Raw genomic sequence first — 26416 nt, 5'->3', positions numbered from 1 at the left:
TTATTGCGCCTCTACGTTGGATGCGAAGTGATCGCGGATTTGCTCACGGGTAGCAAACCAAACATCAGAATGACTTGATACATAGGCTAAGAATTCTTTTAACGCCCAAATACGACCCGGTCGGCCAATAATGCGTAAGTGCAAGCCTAAGCTCATCATGCGGGTTTGTTCTGCACCTTCTTCGTACAAGGTATCAAAGCTATCTTTAGCGTATTTCAGCCAAGCTTCAGGGGTATATGAAGGCGATGTCCACATCTTCATATCATTAGAATCAAGGGCGTAGGGCACGATCACCATAGGTTCATCTGAACCATTTACCCCATCCCAAAATGGCGCATCACAGGAATAATCATCCATGTGATAGGTATAGCCTTCCTCTTGCAGTAAGCGGCGAGTGTTCTCAGTCAGTAAATAACGGCTCAACCAGCCCTTAGGGCGGCTACCTGTGGTACGCTCAATCGAATCTGCGGCATCTCGAATAAATTGACGTTCGGTCTCTTCGTCCATACGGAACTGGTGGATCCAGCGATAACCATGGGAACACACTTCATCGCCACGGCAGCTAATGGCATCGGCCAACCAAGGAGCCCGTTCCAGGGAAACCGCTGCCGCGGTCCAAGTGGCACGGATTTTATAGGTTTCTAATAGCTTTAAGACCCTGGCGGCACCCTCTTTAATGCCGTATTGGTAGTTAGATTCGTTACCATAGTTACGAATAGGCTTTTTCAGACTCACCCCCAGCTCATCCACCGGCTCCATGCCTTTATCGCCATCTTTAACGGTATATTCTGAACCTTCTTCCACGTTGACAACAATGGACATGGCTAGGCGGGCATCATTCGGCCAAGGGTATTGCTTCGGCATCTTGTTATCCTTAATTAACGGTTAAGGATAAAAATACTCCTAAAACACTATTGTTCAATTGAGATCAGTCAATAATTAAAGAGTAAAGCAATAGGGTTTGTCGAACTTTAAGGTTTACTTTAGATCAGCCATTGCAACTGTACTTACGTTTGTTGGCTGCAACCACCACCGCTCAATTGCTGCGCTTTTTCTGTGGTAAGCAACGAACACACCTATTGGCTCCATCACTGCAAAGCTTACAGAACCTAATGACAAAAACAGCAGCTAAATCGCTGCTGTTTACAGGTTATTAATTTTGCCAATCGACAATAGGCTGATTATGCTCTGCTAAGTAGTCATTAATTTTTGAAAAATGCTGACAACCAAAAAAGCCACGGTAAGCTGATAATGGTGAGGGATGAGGTCCAGTAAGTACTAGATGCTTGCTGGCATCTATCAGCTTGGCTTTTTTCTTGGCGAATCCGCCCCAAAGCACAAATACCACATTATGCTGACTGTCTGAAATGGCTTTAATGACACTGTCAGTAAACTGGCTCCAACCAATGTCTTTATGGCTATTGGGTGAGGCTTTTTCTACCGTGAGTACCGAATTTAACAACAACACTCCCTGCTCTGCCCAAGCCTGCAAGTTACCATGGTTAGGGATGCTAAAGTCGCTGATATCTGTCGCCAATTCCTTATACATATTAACCAGTGACGGCGGCGTCTTAACCCCAGCTTGTACCGAAAAGCTTAAGCCATGGGCCTGGCCCTCTCCGTGGTATGGATCCTGCCCTAGGATCACTACTTTGAGCTTATCCAACGGACAAGCATCAAAGGCATTTAATATTTGTGACTCTGGCGGGTAGACCTCAACGCCAGCAGCTCGGCGCTGCTGCGAATAAGCCAAGGCCCGTTGATAAGGTTGCAGCGCCATTAATGGTGCCAGCAATGACTCCCAGTGCTTATCCATTTATGACATCAATTAACTGGATTTCACACACTACTGGCGAATTACCAGGAATGGTTTGAGTACCTTCTTCACCATAAGCCAGATGACTTGGAATAAATACGCGCCACTTTGATCCTTTTTGCATATCCTTTAATGCCACCATCCAACCTAGCGGCATCTGAGTAGGTAACCATTGGTTAGGTTCATCTAAGTGTAAAGAACTATCAACTAAACGACCATCTAACAAAAATGTTTGGTGATGAATAATAAATTTGGCATTAGGACTAAATGCAATAGCATCACTGCCCGGCTCGACGATTTCATATTGAACACCAGTACTATGGCTGAACACTTCAGCACGCTTTGCATTATCTGCAAAAAACCTTTGACTCAATGCTTCAAGTTCAGCGGCACCTTGCTCTTGCTGCTGTCGCTGTTGGTTAATAAACAATTCTTTAAGGTCTTCAACTTGGCTTTCATCAAATGGCCATGGTTGTCGGCTAAAGGTGTCCATAATAGCCTGCTGCACAATTTTAATATTCATTCCCTTAAAGGCTTGCGGTAGTAGTTGTTCAGCCAATTCTCTTCCCATAATATAACTGATTTTTTTTTCTAAGGTGTCCATAAGCTGCTCTCCCAAATGATTGCTAGAGTTTTAGTCTACCTAATTAAGATTAACATAATAGTGACTCAGCTCTCTAATCATAACAATCGAAAAATCATGCTAAAAACTTCACCAATCAAAGTGCTTATTTTTGCCTTAAAAACAAAAAAGGAGCCGAAGCTCCCTTTATAATTAATTGCTCATTTTATTTTATGCTTGAGCGGTTTTTTGTTCAGCTTGAAGTGCTTCTTCACCTTTCTCTGATGCATCCACCAAAGTAATCACCGCTGAGTCTCCCACTACGTTAGTCGCGGTGGCAAACATATCTTTAATGCGGTCAATGGCAGCAATAATGGCTATTGATTCTACTGGTAAACCCATTTGGTGAATCAGTACGCCCACCATGACCACACCGCCACCAGGTACTGCGCCAGCGCCAACACTCAATAAAAACACACTCACACCTAAGGTGAGTAATTGATCAGAGGTAATAGGTTGTCCGAATGCGTTGCCAATAAAGAATGCTGCCATACCAATGTAAATGGCCGCACCACTCATATTCATGGTTGCCCCCATTGGCACACCAAAACCGGCTATAGACTTCTTAACCTTTAGGCCATCGGTCAGAGTGCGCATGGTTACTGGCATCGTCGCAGAAGAACTTGAAGTTGATACGGCAAAAATAAACTGTTCACGAGTTTTACGGCGGAATTCAGACGCTGAAATATCCGTTGTTAGACTGATGATAAACGGGTAAAACACCATAGACCAAAACACCATCAAACCAACTGCCATAGCAATATAGCCTGCAACATCAATCATCATTGACGCCGACAAGGTTGCGCCTAATTTAATCATCAGAACAAATACACCCAGTGGCGCTAGGGTCATTACCATGTTGATCATCTTCAGCATAATGGTGTTGCCCATTTTGAAGAACTTTTCAGCTGGTTTTGCCACTTCCCCTAGAGACTTAATCGCCGCCCCAGTCAGGATTGCCATAAAGATGATTTGTAACATATCACCTTCAACAAAAGCACGCGCAGGGTTAGAAGGGATGATGTTTACAATCATATCTAAGAAGCTTGGTAGGCTTGTGCTACCTAAGGTTGCTTGCTTGTCACCAGCTAGCGTCAAACCTAACCCAGGCTCAAAAGCAAGTGCAATTGCCATCGTAGCCAAGATGGCTAATACGGTATTAACTAGATATAGAAAGAAGGTTTTACCACCTAGGCGGCCAAATGACTTGATGTCTTGTAATTCGACAATGCCGGCAACAATAGAGAAGAACACTAGAGGCACAACCAGCAGCATAATTAGGTGGACAAACATGCTGCCCAGACCAGATATTACCTCAAGGAAGGTGGTATGTAAGAATTCCACGCGAGGGAAATCATATTGAATTATGCTACCAATCAATAGGCCCGCAAACAGGCCTAAAAAGATTCTAGAGGTTTGAGTTTTAAACATTGTTGCACCCATGCCTTAGTCAGTTATTTTTGAGTTAATGTGTATCTGACTAGAATCCTACGAGGGGCATATTTGACTCTCAAGGGGGGAATATCCAAAAAGTGTGATTACCTGCAAATCAACACCGGAACCTTAACACCAGTTAACATCGAAGCAATAATTGCAATAGCATAAAATTAACATACAGCTCTGATTTTTGAGAGGTCGGACAAGTTATCCTAAATTGACTGGAACTTTAAATCCTGATGCATTAGGGCATTACTCCCCCTAATGGATGATAGGCTGCACCAGCAGCCATTTTATCTACAGCGATTAATGATATTCTTCGCCACCGGATACATTCAGCGCTTCCGCAGTAATATATTGTGCTTGCTCAGAACATAAAAAAGCACAGGCCTTGGCAATATCCTGTTGTAATCCTGGGCGGCCTAGTGGAATGCGATCACGCATATCTTGCATATATTTGTCATGGCCCTTACCTGTCACCTCAGAGAAGTGTTGATTCTGCCACTTGCCTAAGCCGGTGGTAACATGGTTAGGGCATATCTGGTTAACGTTTATACCATGGGGGCCTAGTTCCATGGCAGCAACACGGGTTAACCCTGTCATACCATGCTTTGAAGTGGTGTAGGCACTGGCATGGGCAAAACCTGATTTGGATGCCTGTGAACCAATATTAATAATCTTACCGCCTTTACCCTGTTTTACCATTTGCTCAGCAGCAAACTTAATGCCGTAGAATGTGCCTCTGAGATTGACGTCTAACACTTTATCCCAGTCGCCGACATCCATTTCGAGAATTGGCTTCATGATAAAACCGACACCAGCATTATTTATCCAGATGTCCAGAGCGCCAAGGGTATCAACTGCATACTGTGCGGTTGCTGCTACCTCATCGGCATTGGTAACATCACAAAAATAACCATAAGCTTCACCACCTGAGTCATTAATGTCGTTAACTATCTGCTCTAACTCTCCACCGGTTCCCAAGTGGCTATCAAAGTCCGAATCTTGGCCTTTGGGACGAATATCAGTAAGGATAACCTTCACGCCCTCCTCGGCCAGACGCTTAGCCATGGCTTCTCCTAAGCCTAACTTACGCCCCGCACCTGTGATCACTGCCACCTTGCCAGCTAAATCTTGATATTGTGCCATGCTGCCCCCTTAGATATGTTCACAAAGGATAAACAAGGGGTTATCGGCAAAACTTTGGAATTGGGCTGCCACTTGTTGCATGCTCTCACTGGCGACATCAGTAGCAAATTGTTCCATGTCATTAATCTTTAGAATCTCGATATATTGATAGGGTGGTTTGTCATCGCTCATCAGCACCCCCTTGGTTTTCAATACTTCAAACAGCTCTACAGATGCTAAACCACCAGCTGTAGGTAAATCAGTATCAATCGCCCAACGTTCATATTTTGCAACATCCGCATCGGTTTTAAGGTTAAACAGCACTACAATCGAAGTCATGGTCATATTCCTTATGTGAGTGTATTGCTAGCATCCCAAAAGTTATTGAAACTGCTAATGATTTTTATCAAGGTCTAAAGCTTTTTCCAATCTAGGCTCACCTGCCAAGTCCCCATGGATTGGGTTTGCCACTGATAAAACTGTAATAAATGATCCCTCACCACAAAATAGGCATTATCAGCATCATATTCACCGCCAATAAAGCGAAAATGCGCACCTTGGTGCTTTGATAGTGGTGCGACTTCAAAGCTATGACGAGTTTCACTGTATAGGGACAGTTTTTGAGAAGGTTTGGCACTGAGTCGAATATCAGGCAGGATCAATGTCGCTGGAGACTGCTTTAGTGCTTCTATGATGGCACCTTCAAAAATCCTTAACAATGGAAAAAATATTCCTTGTTGAAATTCACCACTCTCCAAAACCGCACCAGTTGCGTCCGTTTTTTGCCAGATCCAGCGTTCAGCGCTACCCTGCACATGGGTAATAATTTTATCTAAATCACCACATTCAAATTCTATGATGATCTTACTGGCACCCTGTCTATCGACACAGCTTTGTACTTTGAGCATTGAACTGGCCATCGCGGAATAGCGAAAGCTTTGAATATAAGTCTCACCTTTAAAGTTGACGCCTTGACGCCATCGCTCACAAATATCAAACTTATTGCCGTTATGAACATAGCCATAATTCCCCTGAGTTAACCAACGGACCCCCTTTGGCGAGTTAAAAACCTCACTCAGTTGCATCTCCAACCTCCTGTAATTCGATCAGCTCAATCAAATGCCCCCCACAACTGCTAGGATCTAAATAAACGATTTTCTTATTTTGTAGCTTTATTGGCCCAGATTGAGTGACATAACCTGCTGTTACATTATTTTTTTTCAAACAGCACAGCGCCTTATCAATACTTTTGACATACCAAGCTAGGTGATTAAGACCACCACCAGCCCTCAGGCTTTTAGTTACCAACTCTTTAAATGGGCCTACTGCTGAGTTAATAAACTCAAAGGTTTGGCCGGCAAAACAGATAAAGGCAAAATATTTTTCCGATTCCAGCTCTAGCCACTGTACCGTATCTTGGTCGATGCCATATAATTGGCAAAATTGTTGTACTTCATTAACAATATCATCGCAAGTGATCCCGATATGAGCTAAACCAACAATATGCTGCTGTAAAATGTCCTCTGTCTGCGCCCTCACTCACTGACTCCACTATTAATTTGCGATAGTAAAGCACTTCGATCCCATGGCCTATCTGCTAATAAATGGGTGTTGGCCGACATCAACTTATTCCGGCTATTGGCGAGATTTATTTCTTGCTTTAAAAGTTGGTTTGGCTTTTGAAGCACTATAATTGGCTGATTAATATAGCCATCATACTGCCGCTGTTGCCACTGACTGAGTAACGTAAAGTCTGACTGCAAATAGTAAACGCCCCCCGCTAAGTCGGTGTTAGGATCTGAACAAACTGCAATAGCGACACGATTCTCAGCGGCTCTAGAAGCAAAACCATGGCTATTAAGCCAAGGCTCTTTCACCGCTGCAGGTGATAAAATCAAATCAACCCCAGCAAGCGCCGCTAACTTGGCAGCTTCAGGGTGACGCCAATCTGAGCTTAATAAGATCCCTAAGCGGCCAAACTTGCTATCATAGTATTCAACTTTATCTGCTAACAATTGGCATGTCTGAGATTGATAATCTTCATGCAACGGCCTTTGCCTAATCAATACACCACTGCCACTAATTAGCAAACCAAGCTCGCCATGTTCTGCTGAGGTACTAAAACATAAATATTGTTGCGGTAAAATTCTATCGACCAAACGATCAATTTGAGAACGTGATAATTGCCCAAATACATTACTTGGCAGCACTAAAATGTCGAAGCTATTTTCTTCAATGAAGTTAACCAGCTCATTATAGCTATTGGCAGATGAGTCAGGTGTCCATAACACTACCTCTGCCGCCAAAGCTTGAGGCTGGTCTTTAGGTGCATAAGCACAACTTAAACTATTGTAAATTTGTGGGCGCCTAAGTTGTTGTAATTGAGTTTTAAAATTACCTAACTCAATATCGGCATAAATATATTGTTGTTTATCTTTACTGGCCTTCGCTAACACTTGACCATTGCCATCAATAATTTGACTTTCCCCTGCTCCATAGAGCAAGTTTTTAGCTATCCCAGTAGCTTTAGAGACTTCATCTAATAATTCCTCTGGAATTAATGGTCCAACCTTATTACTTGAAATCAATGGAATACCATTTTCAATGGCTCGGGCTGGCACATGCAAACTGGCCTCGTCAAAAGCGAAAGAATTAAGCGAATCACATAATAATTGCGCTCCCTGTAAGCCCAGTATTTTAGCGACTTCAAAGGTCACACCATCACGACAAGGAAAGATCCCAAGCTTCCCTAATTGAGTCTCAGCCACTTTGGCAGGGTATTTAGCCTTAATAAAAAAATCATTCTCATGGCCCATTAATGATTGTTTATCTGCGATATGAACTAATTCACCATTAGCGTCAAACAAACAAGAGCTAACACTAATAGCATTAATATCTGTTTCACTTCTTCTTAGGGTGACATTAACGATAATATGACAGTTATGTTGCTTTGCTTTACTGGCAATTTGACTCAAAAAGTCAGAGTCTAAAGTAAGGGCTAACTCAAAAGCATGGTGCTGATCTTGATACCAAGATAAGGCATTGCAAAACTCTGGCAACAGCATCAACTGCGGCGAACACTTAGCCGCCTCATCAATCATCTTTAAGCAAGTGGCTAGGTTTTCTGCTAAATCTAATCCTGTTTTAAATTGTAATGCAGCTACTCTAGTGGTCATCCCTTACCCCTTTTGACATTTGTTATATAGTTAATACATTATTACCACTATTATAACAACTTGATAACAATATTTCAGCGCCAACTTAGCTTATTAACGATAAAGGTTTAAATTATGAACATATTGATCATTGGTATGGGTCATATTGGTAAAGCATTAGCCAGCCAATTACAGCAGTTAGGACATAAAGTCAGTGGCACCACAACCACTGCAGCTAAAATAGAAGAGTTACAACCTCTCGTTGAAAAAGTCTATTTACTTAAAGGCAATGAAGCCGAAAAAGTGGCCCAAGCGGGTGCCGATAAAGACTTAATTATTGTCACTGTAGCACCTAATGTAAAACAGACTCGTACCCTTGAAGAGCGTGAAATACACTACCATGAAGTTTTAGAACTTAGCTGCCAAAATGCCGCTAAAGCTTGCCCCAGAGTCATATTTTTATCCTCTTTTTCAGTCTATGGCGATGGTGGCGAAGGTATTGAAGCAATTAATGAAAGCACCCCAACTTCGAATCACCAAGAGCCATCATCAAAATATTATCAAGCCGCCGAAAATCATATTTTAGCTAACCCACAAGGGTGTGTTTTACGTTATCCCGATATGTATGGAGCGCCAGGGGATATGGACTTCCCGTCACGGGTTAAATTAGCCATTGATTACTTTGGTGGTAAAGCTATTTTTGGTGCCCATGCACCATTATATGCCATCCATTTTGAGGATGTGGTCAACTCCGTCATCCACGCAATCACTCATGATTTAACTGGCATCTATAATGTTTGTGACAATACCCGTATCCCCGCCACCAATAAACAAGTATTTGACGCGATATGCGACAGCCATGATTGGCCTAGGCTGGAATTTTTAAATCAGATAAAAGCGCCCAATCGTGCTATTTCGTCAACCAAAATTTACCAAACTGGCTATCAAGTTAACCATGGGGATCCAAATTCTCAGTGGCTTGGTGACAACATATGAATATCGTCATCACTGGTGGTTCAAAGGGGATTGGCAAGGGCTTAGCAATTGAGTTTAGCCGTCTTGGCCATCAGGTAATGATTTCTGGTCGAGATCAAATAGCTTTAGATGAAGTGACTAAAAACCATCCCCGGATCAGCAGTTCAATATGTGATAGCACCAGCAAACCGCAATTACAACATCTATGGGATGAGGCGCAAAGCCAGTTTGGACGTGTGGACATTTGGATTAACAATGCCGCCCTTGCAAGAACCGTTTGGTCATTTTTAGACACCCCTGATGCTGAAATAGAAACCATGGTTCAAACCAATATACTCGGCACTATTAATGCCTCCAAAATTGCAGCTAATGGCATGCTAAAACAGGCAAAAGATCCATATAGAGGAAAAATTGTCACTGTTTTAGGCGGCGGCAGTGATGGGGAATACTTTCCTGGTATGGCGGTATATGGCACCACTAAACGTGCATTAAATTATTTTACTGATGCTCTAGTGCATGAACTTAAAGATGAAATCTGTGTTTTAAAAGTCCGTCCTGGGATGGTGATCACTGAAGGGGTGATTCGTGAAGCAAAAGCTAACTATAAGCATTTTCAGCTTACTAGAAATCTGGCCAATGTGCTTTGCGATACCGTTGCTGATGTGAGCCCTTTTTTGGCAAACAAAATCATCTCAACTCAGCACAGCGGCAGTAAAATTGCTTGGTTAACGCCATGGAAAATCAAGCAAAGAATATTTAAAGCTAAATTTATAACGCCACCAGACAAATTCATTAAATTCGGTCTGTAACCAAGGAGAATTACTATGACAACTGCAACCGCGACCAAGACTCTCGATGAGTTTTTAGCTGAAAATCCAGATGTTGATGTGAGCCATTATTGGCAACGCTCTTGGAATATTTTACAAGGCCTAAAGGACAAAATTGCCCAGCGTTTCCCACACTTAAAACAACACCCATCCACCTTCGACAGGGAATACTACACCTCACCAAATGGCGAGTTTGAGGGTTCATTTAAAGCATGGACCGGCCCTGGAGTAGAGTGGTTAGTTAACTCTTGGCTAGGTAACCGCAAAGCCAGCATTTTAGATATGAATACTACGGTATTTTTAGGTCAAGAAACCGATGTTCCCCATCTAGTTATCGTTATTGGTACCGTACCAAAGCTGTTTTGTTACTGTGACTACACCCCCCGCCGTAACCTTCTAACCGATGTCGATTACCTAGATAAGTACTATGGCGGTGAAACTAACGATGAGTACTTAAAATTCCGTGGTAACCCTAACTTTAGCTGGTCAGTTAGCCATGGCACCTATATGCGTGCCATTACCAACCCATCGACCATTTCATTGATTGGTGACCTCAACGATGAAAACCTAGATGTGTATGAAGCATACCTCAATAAGAAGGTTGACCGTTGGCTTAAATGGCTCGATGAAGCCGAGCCAGTGCCGCCACTTAAGCGTCCAGAATTGCAAAAGGATGACCATATTATTCGTGAGATGGGTTATGCCCGCGATCCGATGAATAAATTGGCAGCGCAGGTATTTGGTGAAGACCAAGTACAGAATATGATTGATTTACGCATGGGTCGTGCACAGATGCGCGACATCACCAAATAAAGGGAAGATTATGGCGCAAACTCTCGGAGTAAAACTCAGCTCTGGGATCACCAAAGGTAACTTTTATAGTTACCTTTTTGTGGTTCTAATATCCTCTGCCTATGCCGGAGCCTTATCTATTTTACAACCTGGTTTATTGCAAACCATAGGTGTCGAGCAATCCCACCAAGGTGCCGTAACCGGTATGCTAGGGGCGATTCAAGAGGCGGTATTTATTATTATGATGGCCCTTTATGGCAGTTATTCTGATAAATGTGGTCGCCGTAGAATGTATCTGTTTGGGTTGTTTTTTACCGCCCTAGGCTTCGCGCTGTATGGCACCGCCAGCAGCATTAACGAACTCATCATCTACCGCCTAATTATCGCTTTTGGCAGTGCTGCTATGGTGACCATGATGGTGACCGTAGTGGCAGATTACACCCTCAATGAAAGCCGTGGTCGCGCCAATGGTTTCCAAGGTTTAGTGGCAACTCTGGGGGCCTTTATCCCACCTATTTTGGCTGGTCTGCCACAAAAGTTTGTCGAAGACGGTATGACCCAAGTGGCTGCACAGCAAGCGACTTGGGCGGTAGCGGGTGCTATGGGTGTATTTGCCATTGCCGCCGCGTTATTTGGTATGGCTAAAAAAGACATCACAGCCAAGCCTGAACCTTTCTGGTTAAACCTGAAAAAAGGGGCGGCTGTGGGTAAACAACCTAAAATCGCTCTTTCCTATGGCGCGGCGTTTATTTCCCGTGGAGACTTAGCGGTAACCGGTGCCTTTATGGGATTATGGTTAACCCAGCATGGTATTAACAACTTGAATTTAACCGTCAGTGAAGCCATGGCACAGTTGGTGATGCCAAGCGTGATCATGGTGGTCTTGGGGGCGGCTGTAGGCGCCATTTTAATGGGACTGCTGGCAGATAAAATCAACCGCGTTACCGCCGTCAGCATTGCCTCAGGTTTAGCCGGAGTCATCTATACCTCCATGTTTTTTGTCAGCGATCCCAGTGCCGATTGGGTAAAGGCGTTGCTATTTGTTATGGGTATCGCTGAGATTTCAGCGTTTGTTTCTTCCCAAGCGTTAGCCGGTGAACAAGCTCCAGAGGCCCAGCGTGGTGCCATTTTTGGCTTTTTTGGGGTTGCGGGTGCCATTGGTATTTTAGTAGGTACAGCTGGCGGCGGTTACCTATTTAGTCACATCGGTCAAAGCGCACCATTTGTATTATTTGGCATTTTAAACCTAAGTGTATGGGTCTGGTCATTATGGGTCAGAGCTAAGGATCAGCAAGTCTTACAAGGAGTCACCAATGTTTAAAAAAATTCTTTTAAGTCTCATTGGGTTAGTGGTGTTAATGGTGGCTGCGGTTGCGGCTTATATGTCCGTGCCCTTCCCTTACCAAGAACAAGTTGGCCACAGTGCCTATCAAAGCAGTGACCGCGTGCAAGTCATCCATAACGACTTCATTAGCTTTATTCCTGATGACCAAACCAGCACAGGGGTAATTTTCTACCCTGGTGGCAAAACCCATGTGGATACTTTTGCCCCTGTGATGCGTCAGCTTACTGAATCGGATGTCGCCACATTTATGGTGCCTATGCCACTTAATACTGCTTTCCTTGGCATTAATAAAGCTGATGAGGTCATGGCCGCCAATCCGCAAATTAGTCGTTGGTATCTTATCGGTCACTCCCTCGGAGGCGTAGCTGCTGCTCAATATGCTAAAGAGAACAGTCACAAACTGGTTGGCTTAATTCTTTGGGCTGCTTATCCTGCAAGCGATATTTCTTATATTGATTTGCCGGTACTTTCTATCGCCGCTAGCCATGACCTACAATCGACTCAAGCCAAAGTCGCTAACAATATGAAATATTTACCCGATAACAGTCATTTTAGCGAAATACAAAGGGGGAATCATTGGCAGTATGGCTATTTTGATGACAGTCAGAACCAGCAGCAAGATCTGATTTCTCGCCAAGAGCAGATCCGCCAAGTAGTTGAGCTTACTTCACAATTTATACGCCAGTAATTATCCTTAGCGACTTAAACAAACCACAAAGCCAGCTTTACGCTGGCTTTGTGGTAGACAAGCTATGCATTACAAATCTACATGGCGCTCAATATCTTCATAACTGGCGTGACGCACGTCCTTACCTTTTACAAAGTAGATAATATTTTCAGTAATGTTCTGACAACGGTCACCGACTCGTTCTAGAGCGCGGGCCGCCCAAAGCACTTCGAGTACGTTCGGAATTGAGCGTGGATCTTCCATCATAAAGGTCATTAATTGTCGCACCATGGCTTCATATTCTAGATCGATAGCATTGTCTTGCTTATGGATCGCCAACGCTGCTTCAGCATCCATACGCGCCAATGCATCTAGGGTCTGGTTTAGCATTTTTAATGACTGACGACCCATGTTATCCAGGCTGACAATCATGCCACGCTGGGCACGGGCATCTTTATTCAGTGCGGTTTTGGCAATGCGCTCGGCACTGTCCGCAATACGCTCAAGCTCAGTCACACTTTTCATAATAGACAGAATTAAGCGTAAATCACTGGCCGCTGGCTGACGCTTAGCAATGATCCGAGAACAATCTTCATCAATGGTCACTTCCATGCCATTGACGACTCTCTCATTGTCAATTACTTTTTCGGCAAGTTCTGGATCATTATTTACCAGGGCATTCAAAGAGTATTCGAGCTGTTGCTCTACTAAACCGCCCATCGTCATCATACGATTGCGCACATCTTCTAAATCAGCGTTAAACTGGCCAGAAATATGTTTGGTTAAATTAATATTGTCCATCATTGTTTCCTATTAACCGTAACGACCAGTAATGTAGTCTTCCGTTTTCTTCTTACTTGGAGTCGTAAATAAAGTATTAGTATCGCTGTATTCGATCAATTCTCCCATATACATAAAGGCGGTTTGATCAGACACACGCGCCGCTTGCTGCATGTTGTGAGTTACAATGATCACAGTATAATTCTTCTTAAGTTCAGTGATCAGCTCTTCAATGACCAAAGTAGAAATTGGATCCAGAGCAGAAGTAGGTTCATCAAGTAGCAGTACTTCTGGTTCAATCGCAATCGCACGAGCAATCACTAGACGCTGCTGCTGACCGCCAGATAAGCCAAAGGCGCTATCATATAAACGATCTTTTACTTCATCCCATAATGCCGCACCTCGAAGTGCTTTTTCTACCGCTTCATCAAGGGTACGCTTATCTTTGATGCCCTGTAGACGTAACCCGTAAATCACGTTCTCGTAAATTGATTTAGGAAACGGGTTTGGACGCTGAAATACCATACCGACATTACGACGTAAGGTTGCTACATCTACGGCTTTGTCGTAGATATTTTGGTCATGAAGGTTAATTGCACCCTCAATACGGCAGATCTCGACTAAGTCATTCATACGATTTATACAACGCAGCAGCGTTGATTTACCGCAGCCCGATGGCCCAATAAATGCCGTTACACGGTTTTTAGGAATCTTCATCGAGATTTTAGACAGAGCTTGCTTGTCACCGTAAAAAAGATCTAAATCTTTTATTTCTACAGCAGTTTGCTCTTTAGTTAGGTTTTGTAAGTCTAGCACTTGGTGGTCAGAGTTATTTGTCTCAATAGTAATCATGTTAATTTACCTGCTCTTTAACAGCAGCCCATATCCGTGTTGTTTGCCATATGGGCGTTATTAATTTTTTATTAGTGCTCTAAAGAGCGATACTTTTCACGTAAACGGTTACGCACACTAATGGCGGTCAAGTTCAACGCCACAATCACACTCACTAGTAGAAATGAAGTGGCATATACCAGTGGTCGCGCCGCTTCTACGTTCGGGCTTTGAAAGCCTACATCGTAAATATGGAAGCCTAAGTGCATAAATTTACGCTCTAAGTGTATATAAGGAAAGTTGCCATCCAAAGGTAGATTAGGCGCTAGCTTAACCACCCCCACTAACATCAAAGGTGCGACCTCACCCGCAGCACGGGCGACCGCTAAAATAAGTCCTGTCATAATGGCTGGGCTTGCCATAGGGATCACAATACGCAGCAGGGTTTCTGCCTTCGTTGCCCCAAGGGCTAACGAGCCTTGGCGCACAGAGCTAGGAATACGTGATAAACCTTCCTCGGTTGATACAATCACCACCGGCAGCGTTAAAATCGCTAGGGTGAGTGCTGACCATAATACCCCTGGGCTACCAAACATTGGCGCTGGTGCGGCTTCTGGGTAGAACAGATCATCAATCGAGCCACCTACCATATAAACAAAAAAGCCTAAGCCAAATACGCCGTATACAATTGAAGGTACACCGGCTAGGTTAATTACCGCGATGCGAATCATCTTGGTAACGGCCCCCTTTTTAGCGTATTCGTGCAGGTAAATAGCAGCCACCACACCAAATGGAGTTACGATAACCGCCATTAGCAGCACCATGAAAATGGTACCGAAAATTGCTGGGAACACACCGCCCTCTGTGTTAGCTTCACGTGGGTCTGAGGTTATAAAATTGCTTACCCCGTGTAACCATGCGCCCATTTTATCTAGCACGGATAAACGGTTGGAGTACATCACACCTAAGATAGAATCCATCTTCAGGGTAATGTCGTTACCTTCCATGTCTACTACGATAACTTTGTCCCGAGCCGCTTCATCACGAAGGGCAAACAGTTCTTTTTCAAGCACCGCATAATCGGCATTTAACTGCTGACGCTTGGCTTCAAACTCAGCCACTTTAGCTGGAGTAAGCTTGCCTTCTAACTCTAGGCCACGTTCCTCTAAACGAAGTTGCTCTAACTCCCAGTTTACCGCACCAATTTCAGATTTCTGCAGACTGTTAGCTCGGTCAGAAATTTCTAGTACACGTTCGATCCGAGCTTGTAGCTCTTGCTCAAAGTTGTCAGTCACTACTGGCTGACCGTTTTCTAAAAGCGCTTTGGGGTAACCGTAAAAATTACCATTTTTAATACGCTCGAATACCGCAATGCCTTCTGGAGCCGTGCGTGAAATAATGTCGCTTTGCAGTTCCCAACGGAAGTCTAAGCTTACTAACTCACGGTTACCGGTTTTAATGAGGTAACGCTCTAGGGTTTCGTCATTAATCCCTTCCAGGTTAAGACCTGATTCACGCAGACGTGTAACAGGGACTTCTTCGGTATCATACAATTCACCAATCACGCGGTGAACTTCACCGCCCTCATGTTGGATTTCCCATTGGAAAACTGTGCCTGGCCAAAAGTATGTTAGACCACGCCAGGCGATTAATAATAGTAATCCTAATACTGCTATCAAAGATAAGCTGACTGCACCGCCCGTCATCCAAATCCATGGCGAGCCTGATTTAAACCACTTATTCATGGGTTTTTATTACCTCTAAATTACAGTGAACTGTAACGTTCACGCAGTCGCTGGCGAACAAACTCAGCAATAGTGTTAAAGCAGAATGTGAAGATAAATAACACAAACGCCGCTAAGAAAAGCACTCGGTAGTGGGTTGAGCCAATGGCTGACTCAGGCATTTCTACTGCAATGTTCGCCGCTAAGGTGCGCATCCCCTCAAAGAAACTCCACTCCATAATTGGGGTGTTACCCGTTGCCATTAATACAATCATGGTTTCGCCAACTGCGCGACCTAGCCCCATCATTACCGCAGAGAAAATACCTGGGCTAGCGGTCAGTAACACTACGCGAGTTAGGGTTTGCCACTGGGTTGCACCTAGGGCTAATGAACCATTAGATAAATGCTTAGGCACACTAAACACCGCATCTTCAGCAATCGAGAAAATGGTTGGAATGACCGCGAAGCCCATGGCCACACCAACAACCAAAGCATTACGCTGGTCAAAGGTAATGCCTAGCTCATTAGTAATGTAGGCACGTGAATCGCCATCGAATAACCACATCTCAACCATAGGGCTCATTGCAAATGCCGCCCAACCAACGAATAACAGAATGGGTAATAAGATAAGTTCACGGTAATCTTCAGAAATATACACTTTCCAAGATTTTGGCATCTTATGGTAAGCAAACGCGGTCACAATCATAGTTACAGGTAATAGCACTATGGTCATTACCAAGCCAGGTAAATTTTCCTCCACTAAAGGCGCTAACCATAAACCCGCCAAGAAACCTAGAATTACCGTTGGCAGAGCTTCCATCAACTCAACCGTTGGCTTAACAAAGCCGCGGATTTTTGGTGACATAAAGTAGGCTGTGTAAACCGCACCAGCAATAGCAATTGGCACCGCAAACAGCATGGCGTAAAACGCTGCCTTCATGGTACCGAATACCAGTGGGGTTAAACTTAATTTGGCTTCAAAGTCTTCGGTTGCCGAAGTCGATTGCCAGATGTATTGGGCCTCTGGGTAACCTTCATACCACACTTTTTGCCATAAACCAGACCAAGAAATCTCTGGATGTGGGTTATCAACAATAAAGAATGTGGCACCATTAGTGGTATCAAGCATTAACGAGTTAGCACGGACGTTAAAGCCAGCTTTGGTGACTTGGTTTAGTTCAAACTTGATGTTTAATACTTCACGGTGGGAAGTGGTGTAGAAGATTGCCTGCTCACCATTTTCACCGATGGCGGCAAAACTCTTACGGAAGAACTCAGTAGATAACTGCTTAACCGCAAAGCCTGCGTCAAAATCACGGATACGCTGGTATGAACGACCACGTTCGTCTTTAACTTCAAACCATTGTGAAATCAGGCCATTATCAGAACTTACGAGCAAAGAGCTGGCGCCGGCTAATAGCGTAATATCGCTAATGCCTGCTTTACCTTCTGCAACTTCTAGCACTTGCTTTAGACGCACATCATCGGCATCTTCAATATCAAACAGGTAAACTTGGCGTTGGTCATCAAGAATAAATAATTCGGCTTGGTTAGGGGTCACTAGCATTTTTACAATGCCCTTTGGTGCCTCTGAAACCTCGGCAAAGCTGCTCGACCATTCCACTTCTTCGGTAATAAAGTTAACCTCACCCTCTACCTTAGTCAGCTGCAAATCTCCCGCTTGGTCAACAAATGCAAAGGTCATGGCATCATCGTCGTAACCAAAGGTCAGCTTAGCGATGTCCCCCCCCTCTTCAGAAATCTCAATCCCCTCTGGAGCAAGGTCGAAATCTAACTTAGGGGTGATTGTACGCACATCATTTGGGTAGCTTACCGAAAACTTTGGTTTAACGAGGTAGACGTAACCATCATCGGTTGCCGCAGCAAAGGTTTCCTGATGGGTCATAGCATGGGCTGTTGCCACGACCTTACCGCCCTGGGCAATGCTGTCACTTTGGATCAGAGCACCCGGCACACCTTGCTTACCGACAAGATCATAAAAATTCAGTTTACCCTCTGAGGTAAAGCGGTAAGCGATTTCGTTTTGCTCGTCAGAACCGATGTAGACGGTCTGTACATTATCATTATAAGAAATCGAAATTCCTTGGCTGACTTGTGCAGAGTCAAAAACTGGCTTGACTACGTACAGTAAGTAGAAGAATATCAATAAAAGTGCCACAAGCACCATGGTGCCACCAAAGGTAACGCCATAACCAACAAACTTATCTTTAAATTGACGCCAGCCCGATTGGGAACCCGTTAGATTTAGTTTGTCTTGTGTCACAGGTTGAGCACCCCGTTGTTCCATTTAAACCTCAAAAATTTAGCTTTCGCAACTTAACTGCTGCCAAGTATATTTCAACTATGTGACAGCAATATTACAAGGATAAGGACTGTTTTATGCCACGCTATTTAATCAACCTACAAGCGCCCGATGAGCAAGGCTTAGTCGAAAAAATCTCCAATATAATCAAGGACAACCACGGTAATTGGCTGGAATCTGAATTGTCCCACCAATATCATATTTTTGCGGCTATTATTGTACTGGATGCCGGTGCCGATAACATTGCAACGATTACTGAAAAATTACAGCAAATTGACAAACTGTCTTTGCTAGTAAGCCCAATCGATAATCAGCATAAAGCCACCGAATTAACCACCTTTACCACTGTGGGTTATGACCGTATCGGATTCGTTCAGGCCATTTCAAAAATCATCTCTGGACAGGGCTTAAACATTGAAAAGATGACCAGTTACCGCAGCAGTGCCAGCCACTCAGGAATTGCGCTATTTCACGCTGAGATCACGGTAGATAGCAGCAATCGCGACACCATAGAACAACTGAAAGACGCACTATATGAGCTTGGTGACGATATTCAAATTGATTAGGGGCAACAAACGCTTATTGTAAAAACACAAAAAGCCACTCAACAAACTGAGTGGCTTCTGTGTAGGTTGGATTATTGATTAAAGCTCGATACCCGCCTTTTTAAGATCTGCTTGAACGACCCCTGCAGGTAATGCTACGTAACCATCTTTGACTACGATTTGCTGACCTTCTTGAGAAAGAATGAACTTAATAAATTCACGCTCCATTGGTGCCAGCGGCTTGTTAGGGTGCTTGTTCACGTAAACGTAGAGGAATCGAGATAGTGGGTACTTACCATTTGCGGCATTCTCTTTAGTTGCAGCAACGTATTTAGTACCTTTCTTAGCAATCGCTACCGCTTTAACCCCAGCCGTTTGGTAACCAATACCTGAGTAGCCAATCGCATTTAAAGAGCCAGTAATTGAAGATACTACCGATGCTGAGCCTGGTTGCTCATTTACGTTCGCTTTGAAGTCCCCTTTACAAAGGGCTTTTTTCTTGAAGTAACCGTAAGTTCCAGATACCGAGTTACGACCGTAGAGCTGTATGTCACGGTTGGCCCATGCACCTGTTAGGCCCGCTTCCCCCCAACGCTCAATGTTTTCGCCACGACACTTATTGGTCGCCGAGAAAATACCGTCTACTTGAGCAATTGACAGACCTTCAATTGGGTTATCTTTGTGTACAAACACCGCTAGAGCATCAATTGCCACTCTGATTGCGGTAGGCTTGTAACCGTAATGTTTTTCAAACGCTTCAATTTCGCTTGATTTCATTGCGCGGCTCATCGGGCCAAACTGAGACGTACCTTCAGTTAGTGCCGGTGGCGCCGTTGAAGAACCCGCGGCTTGAATTTGTACGTTTACGTTAGGATAAATATGTTTAAATTCTTCAGCCCATAGGGTCATCATGTTCGCTAGGGTATCCGAACCCACAGAAGAAAGGTTACCTGAAACGCCGCTAGTTTTTTGGTAAACTGGAATGCCTTTTTCAACTGCGGCAATTGAGTTTGCAGAAAAGGCTGCAGCTGCAGTTAAAGCCAAAGCGCTAGCAATCTGTTTAAGTTTCATTGTTGTGCTCCATTTAATAAGCGTGTTAATTTTCAACGTGGTCAGTATCCTAACTTCCGATGACAATTATATGACCTAAAGGTGACACTTATGTTACAGCGAAAAAAATAGTACGGCCTTCGGCCTTTAGCACGGGCTGCGCCCTACAGAACGCAACTTCGTTGCTACAGAGCACAGAAGCGAGAAACGAGAGCGGCTTCGCCTTCGAGAACCGAGGGATTACGGATTACGGACTTCAGTACATCCGTACTCTGTACTCAAGTTTTTTCTCGCAGTCACGAAGTGACGCCCTCGAAGGGCGGAGCCCGATCTCGGAGCGAAGTGCTCTCGTAGCGTAGCGACCTAAATAAAAAAGGCGCTTACGCGCCTTTTTTATTACTTAATCAGAGTCGGTGGGATAGTAAAACTGAAACGACTCCCTTTACCCACTTCAGAATAAATGCTTAATTTTGTATGGTGGTGACTCAAAGCGTGTTTAACAATTGCTAACCCTAAACCTGTTCCTCCATTTGCAGAGGAGCGGCCCTTGTCAATACGATAAAATCTTTCGGTTAATCTGGGGATATGTCTGGCATCGATGCCTTTGCCGTTGTCATGCACGCTAAATTCAGCTCCCAGAGAGGTTCTTTGCCAGTTGATCACTATTTTTGTTGCTTCACTGTAACGAATCGCATTCGAAATCAAGTTAGAACAAGCGCTATAAATTAATGAATATTCACCAGCTATCTGAATACTAGAATCAATATTAAACTCAAGTTTATGCTCCCCTTTTGCCAAAGCCTCAGCTTCTTCTTGAAGGGTTTTAAATAGACCATGGATATCGACTTTGCTATTGAGATCAATGCCCTCGCCGACTTCAATTTTTGACAGGGTCAACAGCTGTTCAACCATATCTCGCATACGCTCAGTTTGCTGCTGCATTGGCTTCACTGGAATAGGTAAACCATCATTGTCCATACCTTCAAGTAATTCGACATAACCTTGCAATACTGTTAGTGGCGTTTTTAGTTCATGAGACACATTAGCGACAAATTCTTTGCGCATTTTTTCAAGTTGCCTCAAGCGAGTCATATCACGCGCGACCATCAAATACTGATTATCACCATATGGCATCACTCGAAATTCTATAGTTCTAGCCTCAGCTAGGTGGGATGGCAACTCTAAGGGCTCATCAAAATTTTTCCTGCGCAAATAGCGCACAAATTCTGGTTGACGGATAAGGTTATCTATTCGTTGATGACTGTCTTGAGGCCAACGTAACCCCAAGATTAAACAAGCAAGTTTATTGCACCATAAAATAGCGAAATCAGAATCTAATACTATCGCAGCGTCAGGTAATGCTTCTGCACCTTCACGAAAACGAGCTAATAATTTTGCTAACTGATTACTGCGTTTACGCTGTTTTCCTTGTAGACGATAAATACCATTAAACACAATTTCCCAACTGCCTCGGCCAGTAGGTGGGGTAAATTTCCTATCTTCCCAAAGCCAATGACTTAAACGAAAAATTTGACGGTAATGCCAGATAAGTAAAATGATGCAAATGATCAGAGAAGATAAGAGGATTTGATCCGTTATTAAACCGATCAGTAAAGCTAGAGAAAAATAGCCACTTATTCTGGTGGCTAACTTTAGGCGAGTAAAAGTTTTAAACATCTACACTATACTCTAGTGGAAAATCGATAACCCGAACCACGAACAGTTTGAATAAATTTATCATGACCAGTATTTTCCATTGCTTTACGAAGACGACGAATATGCACATCGACAGTACGGTCTTCAACATAAACATTTGTTCCCCATACATGATCGAGTAATTGTTCACGGGAATACACACGCTCTAGGTGCGTCATAAAAAAGTGCAACAATTTAAATTCTGTCGGCCCCATCTCTATGGCCTGCTCGTTTGCCATTACTCGATGACTGACAGGATCTAAACTTAAGCCACCAATCTCTATGGCCTCTTCTAAACGGGTAGGTGCAGCGCGCCTTAACACCGCTTTAATTCTTGCGATTAATTCTTTAGGTGAGAAAGGCTTAGTGACGTAATCATCAGCACCAACCTCTAAACCTTTTACTTTATCTTCTTCTTCACCACGGGCAGTCAACATAATAATCGGGATCTGACGGGTGAATTCATCAGATTTTATCTGTTTAGCAAACTGGATCCCACCACCGCCAGGAAACATCCAATCAAGTAAAATAAGATCTGGATAAGGTTCAACCAGCCTAGCTTCAGCACTGTCAAAATCTTCTGCCGAAACGATATTAAATCCATGTTGTTCCAACACAAAAGTGAGCATTTCACGGATAGCTGATTCATCCTCTACAACTAAAATTCTCGCCGCCATTGTTTTTACCATAGCCATTAAATCAATTTAATATGATTATGAGAAGTTTATATTACAGTATTATGTCACTTCTAATACTAATGACAAATAAAACCTTGATATGTTTGATAATGAACATAAATTTCACTGAAGTGCCAAATAGGCAGCAACATAGCGACATTTTAATCATTTTGAGGGATGGTTTCGAAAACCAATGAATGATGGCGCGTCCGGGAGGATTCGAACCTCCGACCGCCTGGTTCGTAGCCAGGTACTCTATCCAGCTGAGCTACGGACGCGCAATAGGCAGTAGTTGATAATCTGTGTCACCATTCAAGTTGAATGGCGCGTCCGGGAGGATTCGAACCTCCGACCGCCTGGTTCGTAGCCAGGTACTCTATCCAGCTGAGCTACGGACGCAACAGATTTTTGACAAAGAAAAATAAAAAAACTGCCTTAAGGGCAGTTTCATTCATCATCCATGGTGAAAGTTAACTAGATAAGTTAATGGCGCGTCCGGGAGGATTCGAACCTCCGACCGCCTGGTTCGTAGCCAGGTACTCTATCCAGCTGAGCTACGGACGCATTCTAAAGTTGTTGTCGAAATGGCGGTGAGGGAGGGATTCGAACCCTCGATAGGGCTACAAACCCTATACTCCCTTAGCAGGGGAGCGCCTTCAGCCACTCGGCCACCTCACCGTTTCAACAGAGGCTATTTTGCCTTTTTGAATGGATAAGTCAAACCATTTTTAGAAAAACACAATCAAGCGAACAGCTTTTAATCAAAGCTAACATTTTTAAGGTATGAAATTGTAAATTCGGGCATAAAAAAACCAGCTAATGCTGGTTTTTTATTTAGAAATTACCATCTGGTGAGGTATTACCACTCTTCTCTGATTGGATCCTTTGGTATATTTCTTCACGATGCACTGAAACTTCTTTGGGTGCATTTACACCAATTCTTACTTGATTACCTTTAACACCCAAAACTGTAACTGTTACTTCATCACCTATCATTAGGGTTTCACCTACGCGGCGAGTCAAAATTAGCATTAGTTAGCTCCTCTATTACTAATGTTATATTCATTAAATGCATCGAATTTTAATTCACTCTATTATAAGACTAGCTTAGTACAAAAACACAATATTAATTGCACAATACTTAATTTTAGCTAAAAAAATAATAATTTAGAGTTCAATATCACAACTTACTGCAACACCAAGGCAACACTTTATTTGCATTTAATTAAGTCTTGGCTTCTGTAGTAGGATATTAGATTCCTATCACAAAAGCCATAGTCTCAATGTTTTTAGAGTTGAGCAGTAACCAGTTCATTGGCTTTATCTAAAGCTGCCGCTAACTGACTGGCATCATTACCACCTGCTTGAGCCATATCAGGGCGACCACCACCTTTACCACCAACAATTTGAGCGATCTCACCAATAAGTGGGCCAGCTTTAACCTTAGCGGTCAGATCTTTAGTAACACCAGCAATTAAACTTACTTTGTCACCATTGGCAGTACCCAGTACTACGACACCTGAACCTAGCTTTTGTTTCAACTCGTCGACCATTCCTCGTAAAGATTTAGGATCCGCACTGTCCAGTAATTTTATCAAGACTTTCGCACCATTGATTTCAATTGCGGAACCGGCCATATCTGCGCTGGCAGCTGCGTTTAACTTGTCTTTAAGTTGGCTTAATTCTTTTTCAAGCGCTTTAGTTTTATCTAGAGCTGCTTGCAATTTGTCAGTAGAGCTAGCAACGTCAGATTTCAGTAGGCTTGCAATTTGACCTAACTGACTTTGCTGAGCATGAATATGGTTTAGAGCCTTACGACCTGTTACCGCCTCAATACGACGCACACCTGCAGCAATACCACCTTCAGAAATAATACTAAATAGACCAATATCACCGGTACGCTTAACGTGGGTACCACCGCAAAGCTCAATTGAGAAGTCGCCCATGGTCACAACTCGCACAGTACCTTCGTACTTTTCACCAAACAGTGCCATGGCACCTTTTTCTTTAGCTTGTTCAAGTGACATCTCAGCCGTTAATACTTCGTGGTTGGCACGAATTTGACTGTTTACTAGGGCTTCCACTTCGACTAGTTGTGCGTGAGTCACACCTTCAAAGTGTGAGAAGTCAAAACGAAGGTAGTCAGCTTTAACTAGAGAACCTTTTTGAGTAACGTGTTCACCAAGAACCTGACGCAGAGCGGCATGCAATAAGTGAGTAACCGAGTGGTTTAGACCTGATTCAATGCGGTTGTCGCTATCCACAACAGCCGCCAGGGTATCACCCACTTTAATCGAACCAGCGCTTAGCTTACCAATATGGCCAATGGCTTTGTCGTATTTTTGGGTGTCCATTACCACAAACTCTGCGGCTGCGGCTTGCAGCACACCAAGGTCGCCGGCTTGACCACCAGATTCGCCATAAAATGGCGTGTGGCTAAGTACGATAACGGCATCGGTATCAGCGGCTAAAGACTCAACGGATTCGCCTTGGGCATAAATAGCAACAACTTTAGCTTCATCTTGCAGTTTGTTGTAACCAGTAAACTCTGATTCTTCTACAATCTTCAGGGCTTGGTTGTAATCGGTACCAAAGTTTGACGCCTCTTGAGCACGTTTCTTTTGCTCTGCCATTGCGGCTTCAAAGCCAGCTTGGTCAATCTCAATATCACGCTCACGACATACATCAGCCGTTAAATCCGCAGGGAAACCATAGGTATCGTAAAGTTTAAATACGGTTTCGCCATCCAACTCTTTACCCTCAAGGTTGGTTAGTGCGTCAGCCAATAAATCCATACCACGGCTTAAGGTGCGAGCAAATTGCTCTTCTTCGGCTTTTAGGGCACGTTCAACAATTTCTTGTTTCGCTTTTAACTCACCCGCCACATCTGACATCACTTCAATCAGTTTAGCTACTAGCTTATAGAAGAAAGTATCTTTGGCACCAAGCTTGTAACCATGACGTACCGCACGACGAATAATACGGCGCACTACATAACCACGGCTTTCATTCGATGGCATCGCGCCATCAGCAATTAAGAAGGCACATGAACGAATGTGATCGGCAATGACACGTAAAGATTTATTCTCAAGATCCGTTACACCTAATAGCTCTGCGGTTTGTTTGATCAGTGCTTGGAAAACATCGATTTCATAGTTTGAGTGAACGCCCTGTAAAATCGCAGAGATACGCTCAAGACCCATACCGGTATCTACCGATGGTTTAGGTAGCGGTAGCATTTCACCGTCGGCTTGACGGTTAAATTGCATAAATACTAGGTTCCAAATCTCGATGAAACGGTCGCCATCTTCTTCTGGGCTGCCAGGTACGCCACCCCAAATGTGCTCGCCGTGATCGTAGAAAATTTCAGAACATGGACCACAAGGACCGGTATCACCCATCGCCCAAAAGTTATCTGATTCAAATTTCTTTTCAGGAGACTTATCACCAATACGGATGATCTTTTCTTCAGGAAGGCCCATCTCATCTTTCCAGATGTTGTAAGCTTCATCATCGGTTTCGTAAACAGTAACCAGTAACTTTTCAGTTGGCAATTGCAACACTTCGGTTAGGAATTTCCAAGCATACTTAATCGCATCGCGCTTGAAATAGTCACCAAAGCTGAAGTTACCTAACATTTCAAAGAAAGTATGGTGACGAGCCGTGTAACCTACGTTATCTAAATCATTATGCTTACCACCAGCACGAACGCAACGTTGTGAACTCACGGCACGGCTGTAGTCGCGGGTTTCCAGACCTAGAAACAAGTCTTTAAATTGGTTCATCCCTGCGTTTGTAAATAGCAGAGTTGGGTCATTATGAGGTACCAGCGAGCTAGAGCTCACTACTTGGTGGCCGTTTTGCGCGAAGAAATCAAAAAATGCATTTCTTAATTCGGCAGTAGTCATATGCTGCATGAAGTCATCCTGAGCGATTATTCAATCTAAATAAGTTAGTAAATGCAGTTACTACTTATTTAGACTGAGTTTAGTAAAAATAAATGCTGGCATTATAAGCTAGAGTACT

The 26416-nt window shown here is 43.6% G+C and carries 24 protein-coding genes and 4 tRNA genes; 6 read left to right on the top strand and 22 right to left on the bottom strand.

Features of this window, described 5'->3' with window-relative positions; all coding sequences use genetic code 11:
* The 9 genes from GFB48_RS01915 to GFB48_RS01875 form a co-directional block, all read right to left on the bottom strand.
* Window positions 1–864, bottom strand: coding sequence for a polysaccharide deacetylase family protein (locus GFB48_RS01915; protein WP_163930586.1), 864 nt, complete (start codon window positions 862–864; stop codon window positions 1–3).
* A 289-nt stretch (window positions 865–1153) separates the two neighbouring features.
* Complete coding sequence (gene ung / locus GFB48_RS01910) at window positions 1154–1816, bottom strand: uracil-DNA glycosylase (RefSeq protein WP_163930584.1); 663 nt, start codon at window positions 1814–1816, stop codon at window positions 1154–1156.
* Entirely contained in the window at window positions 1809–2420 is a 612-nt protein-coding gene (locus tag GFB48_RS01905; protein WP_163930582.1) for an FKBP-type peptidyl-prolyl cis-trans isomerase N-terminal domain-containing protein, read from the bottom strand. Before GFB48_RS01905 ends, ung begins: the two co-directional genes overlap by 8 nt.
* A gap of 189 nt (window positions 2421–2609) precedes the next feature.
* Window positions 2610–3869 carry a dicarboxylate/amino acid:cation symporter gene (locus tag GFB48_RS01900; RefSeq protein ID WP_163930580.1) on the bottom strand — a complete coding sequence of 420 codons (1260 nt, stop codon included), beginning with the start codon at window positions 3867–3869 and terminating at the stop codon, window positions 2610–2612.
* 312 nt (window positions 3870–4181) lie between these two features.
* On the bottom strand, window positions 4182–5024 hold the full coding sequence (locus GFB48_RS01895; protein ID WP_163930578.1) for an SDR family NAD(P)-dependent oxidoreductase: 843 nt from the start codon (window positions 5022–5024) through the stop codon (window positions 4182–4184).
* Window positions 5025–5033: 9 nt separating this feature from the next.
* Window positions 5034–5342, bottom strand: a complete 309-nt coding sequence (locus GFB48_RS01890) for an REDY-like protein HapK (RefSeq protein ID WP_163930576.1) — start codon at window positions 5340–5342, stop codon at window positions 5034–5036.
* 74 nt (window positions 5343–5416) lie between these two features.
* Complete coding sequence (locus GFB48_RS01885; RefSeq protein WP_163930574.1) at window positions 5417–6088, bottom strand: hypothetical protein; 672 nt, start codon at window positions 6086–6088, stop codon at window positions 5417–5419.
* Entirely contained in the window at window positions 6075–6542 is a 468-nt protein-coding gene (locus GFB48_RS01880; RefSeq protein WP_163930573.1) for a VOC family protein, read from the bottom strand. The genes GFB48_RS01885 and GFB48_RS01880 overlap by 14 nt, the downstream gene beginning before the upstream one ends.
* Entirely contained in the window at window positions 6539–8179 is a 1641-nt protein-coding gene (locus GFB48_RS01875) for a nitrilase-related carbon-nitrogen hydrolase (protein ID WP_163930570.1), read from the bottom strand. The genes GFB48_RS01880 and GFB48_RS01875 overlap by 4 nt, the downstream gene beginning before the upstream one ends.
* Before the next feature lie 114 nt (window positions 8180–8293).
* Between GFB48_RS01875 and GFB48_RS01870 the strand changes: the two genes are divergently transcribed.
* Genes GFB48_RS01870 through GFB48_RS01850 form a run of 5 tightly spaced genes read left to right on the top strand, consistent with a single transcriptional unit; the run spans window position 8294 to window position 12785 of the window.
* The gene (locus tag GFB48_RS01870; RefSeq protein WP_163930568.1) at window positions 8294–9154 is read left to right on the top strand and encodes an NAD-dependent epimerase/dehydratase family protein; all 861 of its coding nucleotides are present in this window, start codon (window positions 8294–8296) and stop codon (window positions 9152–9154) included.
* A complete protein-coding gene (locus tag GFB48_RS01865) occupies window positions 9151–9942 on the top strand; it encodes an SDR family oxidoreductase (RefSeq protein WP_163930566.1) in 792 nt (263 codons plus the stop codon). The genes GFB48_RS01870 and GFB48_RS01865 overlap by 4 nt, the downstream gene beginning before the upstream one ends.
* 15 nt (window positions 9943–9957) lie before the next feature.
* A complete protein-coding gene (locus tag GFB48_RS01860; RefSeq protein ID WP_163930565.1) occupies window positions 9958–10773 on the top strand; it encodes a hypothetical protein in 816 nt (271 codons plus the stop codon).
* A 10-nt stretch (window positions 10774–10783) separates the two neighbouring features.
* Window positions 10784–12073 carry an MFS transporter gene (locus GFB48_RS01855; RefSeq protein WP_205597660.1) on the top strand — a complete coding sequence of 430 codons (1290 nt, stop codon included), beginning with the start codon at window positions 10784–10786 and terminating at the stop codon, window positions 12071–12073.
* On the top strand, window positions 12066–12785 hold the full coding sequence (locus GFB48_RS01850) for an alpha/beta hydrolase (RefSeq protein WP_163930563.1): 720 nt from the start codon (window positions 12066–12068) through the stop codon (window positions 12783–12785). The genes GFB48_RS01855 and GFB48_RS01850 overlap by 8 nt, the downstream gene beginning before the upstream one ends.
* Before the next feature lie 69 nt (window positions 12786–12854).
* On the opposite strand, the gene phoU is transcribed toward GFB48_RS01850, so the two are convergent.
* From phoU to GFB48_RS01830, 4 genes are all read right to left on the bottom strand, one after another.
* Window positions 12855–13565 (bottom strand): phosphate signaling complex protein PhoU, encoded by a 711-nt coding sequence (gene phoU, locus GFB48_RS01845; protein WP_163930561.1) that lies wholly within the window; start codon window positions 13563–13565, stop codon window positions 12855–12857.
* A 12-nt stretch (window positions 13566–13577) separates the two neighbouring features.
* Entirely contained in the window at window positions 13578–14396 is an 819-nt protein-coding gene (pstB, locus tag GFB48_RS01840; RefSeq protein ID WP_163930559.1) for a phosphate ABC transporter ATP-binding protein PstB, read from the bottom strand.
* 71 nt (window positions 14397–14467) lie between these two features.
* The gene (pstA, locus tag GFB48_RS01835; RefSeq protein WP_163930557.1) at window positions 14468–16120 is read right to left on the bottom strand and encodes a phosphate ABC transporter permease PstA; all 1653 of its coding nucleotides are present in this window, start codon (window positions 16118–16120) and stop codon (window positions 14468–14470) included.
* Window positions 16121–16140: 20 nt separating this feature from the next.
* The gene (locus GFB48_RS01830) at window positions 16141–18408 is read right to left on the bottom strand and encodes an ABC transporter permease subunit (protein WP_163930555.1); all 2268 of its coding nucleotides are present in this window, start codon (window positions 18406–18408) and stop codon (window positions 16141–16143) included.
* A gap of 92 nt (window positions 18409–18500) precedes the next feature.
* Here GFB48_RS01830 and GFB48_RS01825 point away from each other — a divergent pair, with 92 nt between their 5' ends.
* Window positions 18501–18989: a glycine cleavage system protein R gene (locus GFB48_RS01825; protein WP_163930553.1), complete on the top strand. Its 489-nt coding sequence runs from the start codon at window positions 18501–18503 to the stop codon at window positions 18987–18989.
* Window positions 18990–19067: 78 nt separating this feature from the next.
* Here the strand turns inward: GFB48_RS01825 and GFB48_RS01820 are convergent, their stop codons facing one another.
* The 9 genes from GFB48_RS01820 to alaS form a co-directional block, all read right to left on the bottom strand.
* Window positions 19068–20039, bottom strand: coding sequence for a PstS family phosphate ABC transporter substrate-binding protein (locus GFB48_RS01820; RefSeq protein ID WP_163930551.1), 972 nt, complete (start codon window positions 20037–20039; stop codon window positions 19068–19070).
* 375 nt (window positions 20040–20414) lie between these two features.
* Entirely contained in the window at window positions 20415–21695 is a 1281-nt protein-coding gene (gene phoR / locus GFB48_RS01815) for a phosphate regulon sensor histidine kinase PhoR (RefSeq protein ID WP_163930549.1), read from the bottom strand.
* Between the two features lie 5 nt (window positions 21696–21700).
* Complete coding sequence (gene phoB / locus GFB48_RS01810; RefSeq protein WP_163930547.1) at window positions 21701–22390, bottom strand: phosphate regulon transcriptional regulator PhoB; 690 nt, start codon at window positions 22388–22390, stop codon at window positions 21701–21703.
* Window positions 22391–22591: 201 nt separating this feature from the next.
* A tRNA-Arg gene (locus tag GFB48_RS01805) sits at window positions 22592–22668 on the bottom strand.
* Between the two features lie 44 nt (window positions 22669–22712).
* Window positions 22713–22789, bottom strand: a tRNA-Arg gene (locus tag GFB48_RS01800).
* Window positions 22790–22877: 88 nt separating this feature from the next.
* Window positions 22878–22954 (bottom strand) — tRNA-Arg (locus GFB48_RS01795).
* A gap of 21 nt (window positions 22955–22975) precedes the next feature.
* Window positions 22976–23068 (bottom strand) — tRNA-Ser (locus GFB48_RS01790).
* Between the two features lie 156 nt (window positions 23069–23224).
* On the bottom strand, window positions 23225–23422 hold the full coding sequence (gene csrA, locus GFB48_RS01785; protein WP_163930545.1) for a carbon storage regulator CsrA: 198 nt from the start codon (window positions 23420–23422) through the stop codon (window positions 23225–23227).
* Window positions 23423–23679: 257 nt separating this feature from the next.
* Window positions 23680–26298 (bottom strand): alanine--tRNA ligase, encoded by a 2619-nt coding sequence (gene alaS / locus GFB48_RS01780; protein WP_205597662.1) that lies wholly within the window; start codon window positions 26296–26298, stop codon window positions 23680–23682.
* Window positions 26299–26416: the final 118 nt, after the last annotated feature.

Origin of the sequence: Paraferrimonas sp. SM1919, from assembly GCF_010993985.1 — a bacterium.
Lineage (GTDB): Bacteria > Pseudomonadota > Gammaproteobacteria > Enterobacterales > Shewanellaceae > SM1919.
This window is presented reverse-complemented; position numbering and strand designations above follow the sequence as displayed.